The 13,578-nt window shown below is 70.8% G+C and carries 11 protein-coding genes, 4 tRNA genes and 1 riboswitch; of the genes, 8 read left to right on the plus strand and 7 right to left on the minus strand.

The window, feature by feature from the left end:
* The first annotated feature begins 123 nt into the window (after positions 1–123).
* Genes E1294_RS12960 through E1294_RS12970 form a run of 3 tightly spaced genes read left to right on the plus strand, consistent with a single transcriptional unit; the run spans position 124 to position 3,318 of the window.
* Positions 124–1,521, plus strand: coding sequence for a four-carbon acid sugar kinase family protein (locus tag E1294_RS12960; protein ID WP_220447702.1), 1,398 nt, complete (start codon positions 124–126; stop codon positions 1,519–1,521).
* Positions 1,518–2,519, plus strand: a complete 1,002-nt coding sequence (pdxA, locus tag E1294_RS12965) for a 4-hydroxythreonine-4-phosphate dehydrogenase PdxA (RefSeq protein WP_132508189.1) — start codon at positions 1,518–1,520, stop codon at positions 2,517–2,519. Before E1294_RS12960 ends, pdxA begins: the two co-directional genes overlap by 4 nt.
* A gap of 16 nt (positions 2,520–2,535) precedes the next feature.
* The gene (locus tag E1294_RS12970) at positions 2,536–3,318 is read left to right on the plus strand and encodes a DeoR/GlpR family DNA-binding transcription regulator (protein WP_132508191.1); all 783 of its coding nucleotides are present in this window, start codon (positions 2,536–2,538) and stop codon (positions 3,316–3,318) included.
* On the opposite strand, the gene E1294_RS57995 is transcribed toward E1294_RS12970, so the two are convergent.
* The 7 genes from E1294_RS57995 to E1294_RS13005 form a co-directional block, all read right to left on the minus strand.
* Positions 3,266–3,631 (minus strand): helix-turn-helix domain-containing protein, encoded by a 366-nt coding sequence (locus tag E1294_RS57995; protein ID WP_132508193.1) that lies wholly within the window; start codon positions 3,629–3,631, stop codon positions 3,266–3,268. The two genes, E1294_RS12970 and E1294_RS57995, sit on opposite strands and share 53 nt — an antisense overlap.
* A 9-nt stretch (positions 3,632–3,640) precedes the next feature.
* Positions 3,641–3,940 (minus strand): DUF6879 family protein, encoded by a 300-nt coding sequence (locus E1294_RS12980; protein WP_132508195.1) that lies wholly within the window; start codon positions 3,938–3,940, stop codon positions 3,641–3,643.
* Between the two features lie 245 nt (positions 3,941–4,185).
* A tRNA-Val gene (locus tag E1294_RS12985) sits at positions 4,186–4,260 on the minus strand.
* Between the two features lie 20 nt (positions 4,261–4,280).
* A tRNA-Gly gene (locus E1294_RS12990) sits at positions 4,281–4,352 on the minus strand.
* 49 nt (positions 4,353–4,401) lie between these two features.
* Positions 4,402–4,472, minus strand: a tRNA-Cys gene (locus E1294_RS12995).
* A 15-nt stretch (positions 4,473–4,487) separates the two neighbouring features.
* A tRNA-Gly gene (locus tag E1294_RS13000) sits at positions 4,488–4,559 on the minus strand.
* A gap of 95 nt (positions 4,560–4,654) precedes the next feature.
* On the minus strand, positions 4,655–6,718 hold the full coding sequence (locus tag E1294_RS13005; protein ID WP_246082980.1) for an N-acetylmuramoyl-L-alanine amidase: 2,064 nt from the start codon (positions 6,716–6,718) through the stop codon (positions 4,655–4,657).
* A 289-nt stretch (positions 6,719–7,007) separates the two neighbouring features.
* On the opposite strand from E1294_RS13005, the gene E1294_RS13010 reads away from it, so the two are divergent.
* The 5 genes from E1294_RS13010 to E1294_RS13030 all read left to right on the plus strand — a co-directional run bounded on the left by E1294_RS13010 (position 7,008) and on the right by E1294_RS13030 (position 13,576).
* Positions 7,008–7,238 (plus strand): hypothetical protein, encoded by a 231-nt coding sequence (locus E1294_RS13010; protein WP_220447703.1) that lies wholly within the window; start codon positions 7,008–7,010, stop codon positions 7,236–7,238.
* Between the two features lie 12 nt (positions 7,239–7,250).
* Positions 7,251–9,071, plus strand: a complete 1,821-nt coding sequence (glmS, locus tag E1294_RS13015; protein ID WP_132508199.1) for a glutamine--fructose-6-phosphate transaminase (isomerizing) — start codon at positions 7,251–7,253, stop codon at positions 9,069–9,071.
* Between the two features lie 71 nt (positions 9,072–9,142).
* Positions 9,143–9,910, plus strand: a complete 768-nt coding sequence (locus E1294_RS13020) for an SAM-dependent methyltransferase (protein ID WP_246082981.1) — start codon at positions 9,143–9,145, stop codon at positions 9,908–9,910.
* Positions 9,911–10,090: 180 nt separating this feature from the next.
* Positions 10,091–11,038 carry a tripartite tricarboxylate transporter substrate-binding protein gene (locus tag E1294_RS13025; RefSeq protein ID WP_132508201.1) on the plus strand — a complete coding sequence of 316 codons (948 nt, stop codon included), beginning with the start codon at positions 10,091–10,093 and terminating at the stop codon, positions 11,036–11,038.
* A 4-nt stretch (positions 11,039–11,042) separates the two neighbouring features.
* Positions 11,043–11,238: riboswitch (cobalamin riboswitch) on the plus strand.
* A gap of 118 nt (positions 11,239–11,356) precedes the next feature.
* Positions 11,357–13,576, plus strand: a complete 2,220-nt coding sequence (locus E1294_RS13030; protein WP_246082982.1) for a ribonucleoside-diphosphate reductase subunit alpha — start codon at positions 11,357–11,359, stop codon at positions 13,574–13,576.
* The last annotated feature ends 2 nt before the right edge of the window (positions 13,577–13,578 follow it).

Below are 13,578 nucleotides of genomic sequence, written 5' to 3' on the forward strand. Positions count from 1 at the left end.
GGATGTCGTGCTGAGGGCGGGAAACGGCCGCATTACTTGCCGGCAACTGTGGCATAATATGCGCGTTCCGTGCAATACTTGCCGCGTGATTTACGCAGTTCGATGGCGTTCGGAGGTGGGGGCGTGGGCCACGCTCCGGTGCTCGCCCTAGCCGACGACCTGTCAGGGGCAGCGGAAACGGCGGCCGTGCTCATGTCGCCCGCACGCCCTGCGCGAATCGCGCTGTCGTGGCCGTTCTGTGGGCCGTTCCCTGGGCCGCTCCCTGGGCCGGCGTACGGCGCCGCGCCGCCCGCGCCGCCCGTGCTGGTCGCCGACCTCGACACCCGGCACCGTCCCGGTGCCGCCGGCCTGGTGCGCGAGGCGCTCGCCTGCGCGCCGGGCCGCCACGTCCTCATCAAGATCGACTCGCTGCTGCGCGGCGCCGTCGCCGCCACCGCCCACGCCTGCCTGACCACGCCGGCGGCCCTGGCGCCCGTGCCCGTCGTGCTCGCCTGCGCGCTGCCGTCGGCCGGCCGCACGGTCGTGGACGGTGTGCCGCTCATCCACGGGGTGCCTTTGCGCGAAACGCGCGCCTGGCACGCCGAGCCTCGCCCAGCGCCCGCCACCGTGGCCGCCGCCCTCGACGGGGTGCCGTCGGCGGACGTCCCGCTGGCCGCCGTCCGGGCCGGGCGGGCCGCGCTCATGGAGACGCTGGCGAAGACGGTCGCGGGCGGGCGGGTGGCCGTGTGCGATGCGGAGACGGACACCGACCTGGACACGATCGTCGCGGCCGCGCTCGCCCACGACCTCGCGACCCGCCTGATGGGTGCCGGCGGCCTGGCCGCCGCCCTCGGCCGAGCCCTGAACGCCGCCCCCACGTCGCCGCCTGCCGCGTCGCTGCCTGCCGGGCCGCTGCCTCTCCCGGACGGCGGACCGCACGCAGGCGCGCTGCTCATCGTGGTCGGCACGGCGGAACCGGCAGCGGCGGAGCAGGCCAGGCTACTCGCCGAGCACGGCGCCGAGCACGTGACCCTCGACGCGGCAGACCTGGCCGCGATGGACCAGGGCGCGGTGGGCCCGGACGCGGCGGGTCTGGACGCGGCGGGTCTGGACGCGGTAGAACCCGGCACGGCGGCGGTTCCCAGAACGGGCGCCGGACGAGAGCCGGTCGTGGGGCGGGTACGGCGGGCGCTGGCCGGCGGGATCGCCGTGCTGACCGTACGCGGAGCGGCACCGCCATCCCTCACCGCCATCCTCGGCCGGATAGTGCGCGAGGCCCTGGAAGGAACCCAGACCGACCTCGTCCTGACCGGCGGGGAAACCGCAAGGCGAGTCCTGGACGCGCTGGGCGTGCACGAGCTGACTCCGCTGGGCCAGGTGCACCACGGCGCCGTGCACTGCCGTACCCCCGACGGCCGTTCCGTGGTCACCAGGCCGGGCAGTTTCGGCGGCCCGGACAGCCTCCTGCGCATCGCCGCCCACCTCAGGCCACGGCACTTCACCACCGTTAGCGGCGCCACCATCGAAGAAAGGCTGAAATGAGCAGCACTCCTCTCATCGCCCTCACCATGGGGGACGGCTCCGGCGTAGGGCCGGAGGTCATCGTCGGGGCGCTCCTCGCCCCCGAGACCTCCGCGTTCTGCCGCCCTGTCGTCATCGGTGACGCGGGACGCCTGCGCAAGGCCGCCGGGTACCTCGGCCTGCGGCCGGAGGTGGTCACCGTGGACCGTGTGGGCGAGGCCGTCTTCGAGCCGGGCAGGGTCAACGTCATCGACCCTGGCCTGCTGCCCGAGGACCTCCCGTGGGGTGCGGTGTCGCCGGTCGCGGGCCACGCGGCCTACGAGTACGTACGGCTGGCCGGCGAGCTGGCGACGTCCGGCGACGTACAGGCGATCTGCACGGCACCCCTGAACAAGGAGGCGCTGCACGCGGCCGGGCACATCTTCCCCGGGCACACCGAGCTCCTGGCGCACCTGACGGGGACGGAGGAGGTGTCGATGATGTTGTCCACGCCCAAGGTCAAGGTGATCCACGTCACCACGCACGTCGGCCTGATCGACGCGGTCGCGCGCATCGAGCCCGGTCTGGTCGAGCGGACCATACGCCGGGGTGAGACGGCGATGCGCGGCTCGGGCGTGCCGCGTCCCAAGATCGGCGTGTGCGGCATCAACCCGCACGCGGGGGAGAACGGCCTGTTCGGGTACGGCGAGGAGGAGGAGAAGATCGTCCCCGCGATCGAGCTCCTACGGGCCGAGGGCATGGACGTGCACGGCCCGCTTCCCGCCGACACGGCGTTCTTCCTGGCGGGCCGTGGCGACTACGACCTGATCGTGGCCATGTACCACGACCAGGGGCACGGACCGGTGAAGATCCTCGGCCTGGAGGCCGGGGTGAATATCACGGTGGGCTTGCCGGTGATCAGGACGTCGGTGGACCATGGCACCGCCTTCGACATCGCGGGGAAGGGCGTCGCCGACGCCGGTAGCATGATCGAGGCCCTCCGCCAGGCGGCAGAGCTGTCGTCCGCGCGGGGCGTGTGACGAGAGGGGACCATCGATGGGCCGCGCAGCGCGGGTTCGTCGCGACGAGATCGTCCGCCTGGCCACGACCACGGGGCTGGCCAGCGTCGAGGAGCTGTCGGCCCAGCTGGGTGTGACGGCGTCCACCATCCGCCGTGACCTGGCCCATCTCAAGGCGGCCGGGCTGCTGGCGCGCACGTACGGCGGGGCGATGGCGGTCGTCACCCACCCGGAGGCGTCGCTGCGGCAGCGCATCGGGGAGGCGTTCGAGGCCAAGCGGGCCATCGCCGCCTGGGCGGCCGCGCAGATCCGCCCAGGGGAGACGATCCTGCTCGACTCGGGCTCGACGACGGGCGCGCTGGCCCACGAGCTGCGACACGCCGTCGACCTGACGGTGGCCACCACGGGCCTGAACGCCCTGCAGGAGCTGGTGGGCGCGACCGGCGTGCACGTCGAATGCCTTGGCGGCACCCTGCGCCACGTGAGCCAGGGCTTCGTCGGCCCGCTGGCCGAGGCGGCGCTGGGCAGGATGACCTTCGACCGGGTCTTCCTGGGTGCCGACAGCGTCACAGCCGAGGACGGCATCTGCGAGGCCAGCCTGCAGCAGACCCGCTTCAAAGAGCTGATGATGCAGCGCTCCCGCCACATCTACCTGCTGGTCCACGCCGCCAAGCTGGGCCGCCGCCCGTTCCACGCCTGGGCCCGCATGCCCGACACCTGGACCCTGGTCACCGACGCGTCGGCCACCCCGCAATCCCTCAAGCCGTTCATGGCGAGAGGCGTGGAAACGGTGGTCGTGGACGCGGAAACCCGCGGATAGCTACGTCGAAGGGCAGAGCACTGCCGCTGCGGTGCAACCGCCGCCACTCCATGTACATGCTGTCGGCGTCGCGGCTCGCGGCGATCAGATCGGGGATTTCTTCCTCAGCGCCGCAGATCCGGCACCAAGTCCTTATGTCGTCGTCGGATGGCAGAGTGCGGCCGTTGATGAGGCGAGAGCATTTGGACTCGTCCCAATCGGCTGCCTGTGCCAGCGCCCTGGCCTTGACGCCTGAGTCTCGGAGGATCTCTCGTAGACGCTTCCCGATGGCCGGGCGGGCCTCGTGGGCGCTGGATGAAGGTGATGTAGACACGTGCGGAGATCAGGCAGGCCGGTGGTCCGCATGGTCGATGCCGCGTTCCCAGACGGCCTCGACGGCTGAGGAGCACAGCTTGACCACGGCCGGAGCATCGGAGTCCTCGTAACCGGTTGCCTCGCCATCCCCCGAGCGCAGACCGAAGCGCACGAGTCGTTCGTCGAACAGCCGGAAGTCGTTGCCCAGGAGGGCAAGATCAGATGCCCTGTGCCGGGGGAGCCAGCGGACCAGTTCGCCGCCCGCGAGATTGGCGTACGGCGTGGCGGAGTGTTCGTAACGGATGTAGTCGCTGAACCGTAGCGCCATGCTGGCCTCCACTGCTCCGAATGTGCACGGACTTGCACACACACCCGGGCCTGAAGGGTGGTTGGAGGGTCGTCAAGAGAGGCCACCGAATCGCGGAGCCTCACGGGTCAGCACAACGTCAGCACCGGTGCTGACAAAACCATGATCAACCCGGAACAACAAGAAGCCCCAGACTCTCGGCATGTGCCGTGAAATGGGGCTACAACTCCTGTTTGACCAGGTAAGGCCCGGTCTGCTACGGAGCCTGGTGGACGATACTGGGATTGAACCAGTGACCTCTTCCGTGTCAGGGAAGCGCTCTCCCGCTGAGCTAATCGTCCTTGTCGAGTGGTGAACTCCGAGCGGAAGACGGGATTCGAACCCGCGACCCTCACCTTGGCAAGGTGATGCTCTACCACTGAGCCACTTCCGCGTGCGCCGCACTTTACTCTAGCGGATCCCGAGGGGTCCGCCGGTCGCCGAGGTGGAGACGGGATTTGAACCCGTGTAGACGGCTTTGCAGGCCGCTGCCTCGCCTCTCGGCCACTCCACCAGGAGTCGTGCTCCGAGCGGAAGACGGGATTCGAACCCGCGACCCTCACCTTGGCAAGGTGATGCTCTACCACTGAGCCACTTCCGCGTGGACCCTCAGGGGACGTGCGGCCCCCGGTCACAGGAAAACCATATCGTCTTCCTGGAGTGCCCGTGCGCAGCGCGAGGCGGGTGAGGCCGTTTTCAGTGGAGCACGCGCATGTCCTTGGCCTTCACGAACATCACGCGGTGCCCGAGCTGGATCTGGTGATAGCGGAGCCGGCCGGTGGTGGTGACGTGCCTCGACGGCGTGAAGGCGTTGGCGGCGTAGTAGGAGCCGGTGACCGTGTCGCCCAGCGTGTACGTCTGGCCGGTGCCGATCGTGTACTGGAGCGGCCGCAGGGGCTGGTGGCCGGCGAGCTTGTAGGCGGATTTCTCGGGATAGGCCCGGCCGTACACCTTCACGTTGTCCTTCCGGGGCGTGACCAGAAGCCCTTTGGCGGGAATGGCGGTCGGAGCCGAGGCCGGGTTGTGGAACCACGCCTTCTGCCCCAGATACCAGATGGCCGTCCAGTCGTCCCGGCGCTCCGCGACGGCGTAGCGCTGGCCGGTGGAGGCGCGGGCGCCGTGGTCGTACACGCTGTGGGTGGCGGCCTTGTTCCCGTGCTTGCCGACGTCCTTGACCAGGGGCGCCGACGCCTTGGGGGCCGTGTGCAGCCAGACGGCCGAGGCGCCGTGCGGCGGGCACGCCTTGGCGGGCTTGGCGGTGTCGCAGCCGGTGAAGCGGGGACGGTGGGTGGCGTAGGAGGGGCGGATGATGATGGACTCGCCGTTCTCCGCCGCCTTGAACGGCCGGTTCATGAGGTGGAAATAGTGTGCCCAGTCCCAGTACGGGCCCGGGTCCTCGTGCATGCCGGCGACCGTCGCCGGTGTGGTGCCCGGGACGTTGTCGTGGCCCAGGATGTGGGCGCGGTCGAGCGGGATGCGGTGCTTGGCGGCGAGGAACTTCACCAGCCTGGCCGAGGCCCGGTACATCGCCTCGGTGTACCACGTGCCCCCCTTGGCCAGGTATCCCTCGTGTTCGATGCCGATCGAACGGGTGTTGACGTCCCAGTTGCCCGCGTGCCAGGCGATGTCGTTGGTCGCCGCGTGCTGGGCGACATGTCCGTCGCGGGAGCGGATCGTGTAGTGCCAGCTCACGTACTTCGGGTTGCGGACCAGGGAGGGGATGCCCCGGTAGGTGCCCTCGGTGTCGTGGATGACGATGTAGTCGACGGACCGGGTGCGGCTCAGACGGTCGTGGTTGCCGTAGTCGCGGTGCTTCTTCTTGCCGAAACGCCGGTGCGCCGCGGGCATCCACTCGCAGGCGAGCGAGGCGGGGCACTCCGCGTGGCGCGCCCCGGACTCCGCCTTGGCACTGTCGTACCCCTCGTCGGTGATGACGGGCGCGCCGGCGTCAGCGTCGGTGCCTGCGCCGGTGCCGGTGTCGGCGTCTGTGCCGATCTGCTCGTCCGTGAAGGGCGGTGCGCCGGCGGGGGAGGCGTCGAGGTCGCTCTCGTCGCGGTCGACGAAGGGCGGCAGGTCCGGTACGGGGTTCAGGCGCACCAGGTGTCCGTCGTCGGTGCGGCGTTCCATGCCCTCCCGCAGCACCGAGAACACCTCGTCGGCGAAGCGGCGGGCGGCGGCCGGATCCTCTGAGCCCGAGTAGCGGGCGACGGCGCCGTACCAGTCGGCGGGGTTGGAGCTGGGGTGGTCCTGGTAGGAGGCGAGGAGGGCGGCGCCGGCCCTGATGTTCGCGGCCGGGTCGGTCCTGAGCCTGGTGGGCGCGACGCCGATGAGGCGGCCGGCCTGGGGGAGCGTCGCCCGCGGCGCCTGCTGCGCGGCCCGCAGCGCGGAGGAGGCGAGCGGCTCGACGCGCGCGCGGGGCATCGGGCGGGCTTCGTCGCCACGGGCGTCGCCGAGCGCGTCCCCGACCGTGCCGTCGAGCGCCTCGGCGGGGAACGTGTCGACCAGGTGCATCGGCCCGTAGCCGCCCGCCGTGCTCGGCCGCCCGCCGTTGGCGTCCCAGCGGGACTCCAGGTACGCCACGCCGAGCAGCACGCTCTCCGGAACCCCGTGCTCGCGGGCGGCCGCGGCGAAGTCGGCCTGCCGCCCCGGCGACGCGACGGCGGACCCCAGACCGGCGGGCACGGCGGGCACGGCGGGCACGGTCAGCGCGGTGGCGGCCAGGACGGTGGTGAGCCAGAGCTGCATGAACATCTCCCCCATGGATGTCACGATGCGACTACTCACCGTAACTGTTCCCAGAAAGGGATGTGTCAGACGGGGCGGATGATACGGATGGGATGTGGGCTGGGACGGCGCCGAACGCGGCATCCCCTTCCCCGGTTCGCGTCGGGATCGCCGCGCCGTCAGGGGCTGAGGGCGCTCCGATGAGCGTTGGAGTTAGTTCTTGCCCGATATCGGGCAGGATCATGGCGTGTCTCGCTCCAGAGCCGTAAGGTCCTCGTCTGTGCCACCGGCACGGCCTCCGTACGAAGATCTCATCGCTCACCTCATGAGGACGAGCCCGCTCGGCCCCGGTGAGGCGGCGCGCGTGGTCGCCGACGTGCTGGCGTACTTCTCGGAAACGACCGAGGAGTTCGTCCGGCGCCGTCATGGCGAGCTGAAGGCGCGCGGCCACACGAACGACGAGATCTTCCCGAGGATCGCCGCCGAATTACGCGGGCGCCGCGTGGCCGCGCCGGAACTGTCGCTGAGGCAGCTCCGCAGGATCGTCTACGGATGAACAGGAGACTCGATGTGCGGAATCGTGGCCTACATCGGCCCCAGGGACGCAGCTCCCATCCTGCTGGAGGGCCTGCAGCGGCTTGAATACCGGGGCTACGACTCGGCCGGGGTCGTCGTGTCCAGCAAGGGGCTGAAAGTCCGTAAGGTCAAGGGGCGGGTGGCCGACCTGGCCAAGGTCGTGCCGGTCAGGTTCAAGGGCGGCCTGGGCATCGGGCACACCCGCTGGGCCACGCACGGCGTCCCCAGCGACGTCAACGCCCATCCGCACCTGTCCGCCGACCAGCGCATCGCGGTCGTGCACAACGGCATCATCGAGAACGCCGGAGAGCTGCGGGCCAAGCTGGAGGCCGACGGCGTGGTGTTCGCCTCCGAGACCGACACCGAGGTGCTCGCGCACCTGATCGCCCACGCCGCCGACGAGAACGACTCGCTGGAGGAGGCCGTCAGGAAGACGCTCAAGAGCGTCGTCGGCACGTACGGCATCGCCGTCATCGACGCCGAGCGCCCCGGCGAGGTGGTCGTGGCCCGCAACGGCAGCCCGATCGTGCTCGGCATCGGCGAGAAGGAGATGTTCGCCGCGTCCGACGTGGCCGCCCTGGTCCGCTACACGCGCCAGGTGGTGCACCTGGAGGACGGCGAGCTGGCCGTGCTGAAGGCCGACGGGTTCCACACCTTCGCCAGCGACGCCCGCGAGACGGCCAAGGAGCCGTTGACCGTCGACTGGGACGCCGGCCACTACGACACCGGCGGCTACGAGCACTACCTGCTCAAAGAGATCTCCGAGCAGCCCGAGACGATCACCCGCACGATGAGCGGCCGCCTCGACGAGCGTTTCCACGTCGCCCACCTCGGCGGGCTCAACATGGACGCCCGCGAGACGCGGAGCTTCCGCCGGGTGAAGATCATCGGTTGCGGCTCCGCGTACTACTCGGGACAGATCGGGGCGCAGCTCATCGAGGAGCTGGCGCGCATCCCCTCCGACGCCGAGCCGGCCAGCGAGTTCCGCTACCGCAACCCCGTCGTCGACCCCGACACGCTCTACGTCGCGATCAGCCAGTCGGGGGAGACCTACGACACGCTCGCCGCCGTGCAGGAGCTCAAGCGCAAGGGCGGCCGGGTCATCGGCATCGTCAACGCCGTCGGCAGCGCCATCGCCCGCGAGGTGGACGGCGGCATCTACCTGCACGCGGGCCCTGAGGTCTCGGTGGCCTCCACCAAGGCGTTCACCTCGACCACGGTGGCGTTCGCGCTGCTCGCGCTGCACCTGGGCCGGGTGCGCGACCTGTCGCCGGCCGACGGGCGGCGCATCGTGGAGGGCCTGCGCCGGCTGCCCGGCCACGTCGAGGAGATCCTGGCGCAGAGCGACAAGATCGCCGAGCTGGCGCAGAAGTACGCCGACCACGCCGGCATGATGTTCGTCGGCCGCGTGCGCGGCTACCCGGTGGCCCGCGAGGGCGCGCAGAAGCTCAAGGAGATCTCCTACGTCCACGCGGAGGCCTATCCGGCCAGCGAGCTCAAGCACGGCCCTCTTGCCCTGATCGGCCCCGAGATGCCGACGGTCGCGATCGTCCCCGACGACGAGCTCCTCGACAAGAACCTGACCACGCTCGGCGAGATCCGCGCCCGCGGCGGACGGGTGCTCATGGTGGGCCATCGCGAGCCGGGCCCGAAGCTGGCCGACGACGCCATCGTGATCCCGAAGAACGAGATCGAGCTCGATCCGATCCTGCTCACGATCCCGTTGCAGCTGCTCGCGTACCATGCTGCCGTGGCGCTCGGCCGCGACGTAGACAAGCCGCGCAACCTCGCCAAGAGCGTTACAGTCGAATAATTGAGCCGCAAATCAGCCACATTCCCCTCAGGGTAGTGTTATCCGGCTTCAAACGACATAAATTCGATACTGTGCGGCAGTTCGACCATCAGAGGCCCAATCCCGCACGCATGTACGACTACATGCTCGGCGGGAAGGACAACTTCGCGGTCGACCGCCTGGCCCTCGACCAGCTCGCCGAGCTGGTCCCGGAGGCGGTCCCGCTGGCCCGCGCGAACCGGGCCTTCCTTCAGCGTGCCGTGCGCTACGTGGCCGCTGCGGGGGTCCGCCAGTTCCTCGACCTGGGCAGCGGGCTGCCGACCCAGGGCAGCGCGCACGAGGTGGCGCCCGAGGCCCAGGTCGTCTACGTCGATCATGATCCGGTCGTCGCCGCGCACTCCAGGGCCCTGCTCGAGAATTCGGGCAGGGCCGTCTTCGTGGAGGCCGACCTGCTCGACACCGACGAGGTGCTGGCGCGGGCGGGCGCCCTGCTCGACCTGGCCGAGCCAGTCGGGGTGCTGCTGGTGTCGATCCTGCACTTCATCCCCGACACGGCCGGCCCGCAGAACGCGGTGGCGGCGCTGCGCGAGCGGGTGGCACCCGGCAGCCACCTGGTGATCTCCCACGCGACGACGATGGCCCGCAAGGACGGCGACCGCGCCAGGTTCCCCTCCCAGGGCTCGTCCGCGGCGGGCGCCGATCGTTCGCCGTCCGAGATCCGCGCGTTCTTCGGCGACTTCCCGCTGGAGCCGCCGGGGCTCGTGCAGGCCACCGACTGGCGTCCCGACCGCCCCAAGCTGGTGGGAGACTGGTCGCTGCCGTCGTCGCTGATGGCGGGGGTCGGCAGGAAACCCGGCTGACGGCGGGCAGGAGACGGCGGGAAGGGCGACCCGGCTGGCGGCGGGCTTGGCCGTATCCGGGCGACGGGGCCCCGGCCGTGCCCGTACCAGCGAAACGCAGGAGTCCGACGCGACCCGGTGCGTGACGCTTCGCGATGAGCCAATAACCTGGAGTGACTGGGGAGGCTTGGGGAGGGGCGCATGCGGCGACGGCGGTTCTTGGCCTGGGGGCTGGGCGTGGCCGCGTGCGCGGCCGGCTGCGGCACGCAGAGGTCCACCGGAGGCGCGTCCGTGTTGCGCACCCGATTCTCGATCAACCCCGGCGGGCGCCGGTGGGCCCGCCCGGGGCACGTGTTCGCCGGCGTGGCGCGCGCCGCCGGGTACGAGACGGGCGAGGGCCCGAAGGTCACGGTGACCGGCCTGGGGGCGCTGGCCGCCGCCGAGCTCAACCAGGGCCAGAGCCTGCTCGACGCCGCCACCCCGCTGGCCAGGCTGGCCGGCGAGGTCGAGGTCGTGGTCGTGCCTGAGAGCTCCCGGTTCAAGGAGTTCGGCGACTTCGGCGCCGCCCTGCGCGCCAGGCCCGGGCAGACGTTGCTGGCCGGCGGTCCGCAGGGCGACCCCGACCACCTGCTGTTCGGCCTGATCGCCAAAGGGCTCGGCGCGGACACCCGGCAGGTCGACTACACCGGCTACCCCAGCCGCCACGAGGTGGTCGCCGCGTTGTCGTCCGGCAAGGCGGTCGCCGCCGCGGGCCGGGTCGCGGAGTGGCGCACGATCATCGGGCGCGGCCGGATCAGGGCGCTCGCGGTGTCCTCGGCCGAGCGGGTGCCGGACCTTGACGTGCCGACGTTGCTGGAATCCGGCGTACGGGTGGATTTCGTGGACTGGATGGCGGCCTTCGGCGCTCACGACATGCCGGATGAGAGCCGTGAGTCGGCCGTCGGCATGTGCGACGAGGTGACCCGCTCGGCCGGCTGGGAGGCGGCCTGCCGGGCCGCCGGGTGGGTCTCGATCCCGCTCGCCGGCGATGACTTCGAGCTGTGGCTCGCCTCCGAGGCCCGGCGCACGCGCGAGGTGCTGCGGGACCTCGGGATGGTCGACACGACCAAATCCACAATATGCAGGGGTGGTTGCGGGATCCGCCACTAGATGTAGGATCCTGGTCGTCGCTGGTTCGCCTCTCCGGAGGCGGAGTAAAAGGGAACCCGGTGCGATTCCGGGGCTGCCCCGCAGCGGTGAGCGGGAACGACCGCCGTCACACGCACTGGAGCGATCCGGGAAGCGACGGCCAGTAGGCGCCGACGAGCACGCCCGCGAGCCCGAAGACCTGCCGGCGACATGCCGGGCCATCGCCCGGCACGCAGTGTCCATGGCCTCGAGGGAGGGCCGGGGGCCGGTGCGGCCGTGAGTCCATGCCGCCGTGCTCTCGCGTGCCCTCACGGGGATGAGCTCGCGAGGAGAGAGCACGTGACGCAGATCGTTGAGGTTGACCGCCGCCTGGCCATCGAGCAGGCCGCCGCCCGGGTGATCACCGATCCGGCCAGTTCCCGGGTCGCCGCCGGGCTGCTGGCCGAGGAGATCGCCGCCGAGGCGGCCGGGCACGGGGTGCGCTCCTTCTCCGAGTCGATCGCGGCCACCCACGCGGCAGGGCTGATCCAGGACGGGCTGGCAGAGTTCGTCACCGCGCACGCCGCCGAGCTGGACGCGCTGATCTGCCCGGAGGCGGACGGCCGGTTCGAGTATTTCGGGTTGCGCACGGTCTATGACCGCTACCTGCTGCGCCATCCTGAGACGCGGGCGGTGCTGGAGCGGCCGCAGCACTTTTTCCTCCGCGTGGCCTGCGGGCTGGCGGAGTCGGTCGCCGAGGCGGCCGAGCTCTACGCGCTGATGTCCAGCCTGTCCTACCTGCCGAGCTCGCCCACCCTCTTCAACGCGGGCGCGCGCCGGCCGCAGCTGTCGTCGTGCTTCCTGCTCGACTCGCCGCGCGACGAGCTGGAGGGCATCTACGACCGGTACGGGCAGGTGGCCCGGCTCTCCAAGTACGCCGGAGGCATCGGCGTCTCCTGGACCCGGGTGCGTTCGCGCGGCTCCCTGATCAGGGGCACGAACGGCCACTCCAACGGCATCGTGCCCTGGTTGCGCACGCTCGACGCGTCGGTGGCGGCGGTCAACCAGGGCGGCCGGCGCAAGGGCGCGGCCTGCGTCTACCTGGAGACCTGGCATGCCGACATCGAGGAGTTCCTGGAGCTGCGCGACAACACCGGCGAGGACGCCCGCCGCACCCACAACCTCAACCTGGCCAACTGGGTGCCCGACGAGTTCATGCGCCGCGTGGAGGCCGACGAGCCCTGGTCGCTGTTCGACCCCAAGGAGACGCCCGACCTCACGGACCTGTACGGGGAGGAGTTCACCGCCGCCTACCGCGCGTACGAGGCGGCGGGGCGGCACGTCCGGCGGATCCCCGCCAGGACTTTGTACGGCCGGATGATGCGCACCCTCGCCCAGACCGGCAACGGCTGGATGACCTTCAAGGACGCCGCCAACCGCACCTCCAACCAGACCGGCCGCCCCGGGAACGTCATCCACCTGTCCAACCTGTGCACCGAGATCCTGGAGGTCACCAGCGACGGGGAGACGGCCGTCTGCAATCTCGGCTCCGTCAACCTGGCCGCCTGCCTGGCGGGCGGCGACGTCGACTGGGAGCGGCTGCGCCGGACCGTGTGCACGGCGGTGCGCTTCCTCGACCGCACCATCGACCTCGGCTTCTACCCGACGCCCGAGGCCGAGGCGGCCAACCGGCGGTGGCGGCCGATCGGGCTCGGCGTCATGGGGCTGGCCGACGTGTTTTTCACGCTGCGGCTGCCGTTCGACTCGCCCGCGGCACTGGAGCTGTCCACGCGGATCGCCGAGGAGATCGCGCTGGCCGCCTACGAGACCTCGGCCGACCTGGCCGCCGAGCGCGGAAGGCACCCGTCGTACGCCGAAACCCGGGCCGCCGGAGGAGTGCTGCACCCCGATCACTACGTGGCGAGCACGCCGCGCTGGGACGCCCTGCGCGACAAGATCGCGACGACCGGCCTGCGCAACTCTCTCATGATCGCCATCGCGCCGACCGCCACGATCGCCTCCATCGCCGGCTGTTACGAGTGCGTCGAGCCGCAGGTGTCCAACGTGTTCAAGCGCGAGACGCTGTCGGGCGAGTTCCTCCAGGTCAACCGCTATCTGGTGGCCGACCTGCAGGCGCGCGGGCTGTGGACGCAACGGTTGCGCGACGACATCAAGCGGGCCGACGGCTCGATCCAGTCGATCCCCGGCATCCCTGACGATCTCAAGGCCCTCTACCGCACGGCCTGGGAGCTGCCGCAGAAGGCGCTGATCGACCTGGCCGCCGCGCGCCAGCCGTACATCGACCAGTCGCAGTCGCTCAACCTCTTCATGGCCGGTCCGACGATCGGCAAGCTCTCCTCGATGTACGCCTACGCCTGGAAGCAGGGCCTGAAGACGACGTACTACCTGCGCTCGCGTCCCGCCACCCGCATCGCCCAGACGACGGTCCTCGCGGGGGGCGAGCCCCCCGCGACCCCCCAGGAATCGCGGAGCGACTTTGCCGCGCTGTCCGCCTACGCGACGACTGACGCCGTCGCGTGCTCGCTCGAGAACCCGGAAACCTGCGAAGCCTGCCAGTAAGG

It is taken from the genome of Nonomuraea diastatica (assembly GCF_004349015.1).
Classification (GTDB): Bacteria; Actinomycetota; Actinomycetes; order Streptosporangiales; family Streptosporangiaceae; genus Nonomuraea; species Nonomuraea diastatica.

What these genes read in the sequence shown, in the direction of transcription:
- pdxA (WP_132508189.1), top strand. Translation starts at nt 1,518, where the DNA reads ATGAGCAGCACTCCTCTCATCGCCCTCACCATGGGGGACGGCTCCGGC.
- E1294_RS12980 (WP_132508195.1), bottom strand. Translation starts at nt 3,940, where the DNA reads ATGGCGCTACGGTTCAGCGACTACATCCGTTACGAACACTCCGCCACG.
- E1294_RS12970 (WP_132508191.1), top strand. Translation starts at nt 2,536, where the DNA reads ATGGGCCGCGCAGCGCGGGTTCGTCGCGACGAGATCGTCCGCCTGGCC.
- E1294_RS13010 (WP_220447703.1), top strand. Translation starts at nt 7,008, where the DNA reads ATGAGGACGAGCCCGCTCGGCCCCGGTGAGGCGGCGCGCGTGGTCGCC.
- glmS (WP_132508199.1), top strand. Translation starts at nt 7,251, where the DNA reads ATGTGCGGAATCGTGGCCTACATCGGCCCCAGGGACGCAGCTCCCATC.
- E1294_RS13005 (WP_246082980.1), bottom strand. Translation starts at nt 6,718, where the DNA reads ATGGGGGAGATGTTCATGCAGCTCTGGCTCACCACCGTCCTGGCCGCC.
- E1294_RS13025 (WP_132508201.1), top strand. Translation starts at nt 10,091, where the DNA reads ATGCGGCGACGGCGGTTCTTGGCCTGGGGGCTGGGCGTGGCCGCGTGC.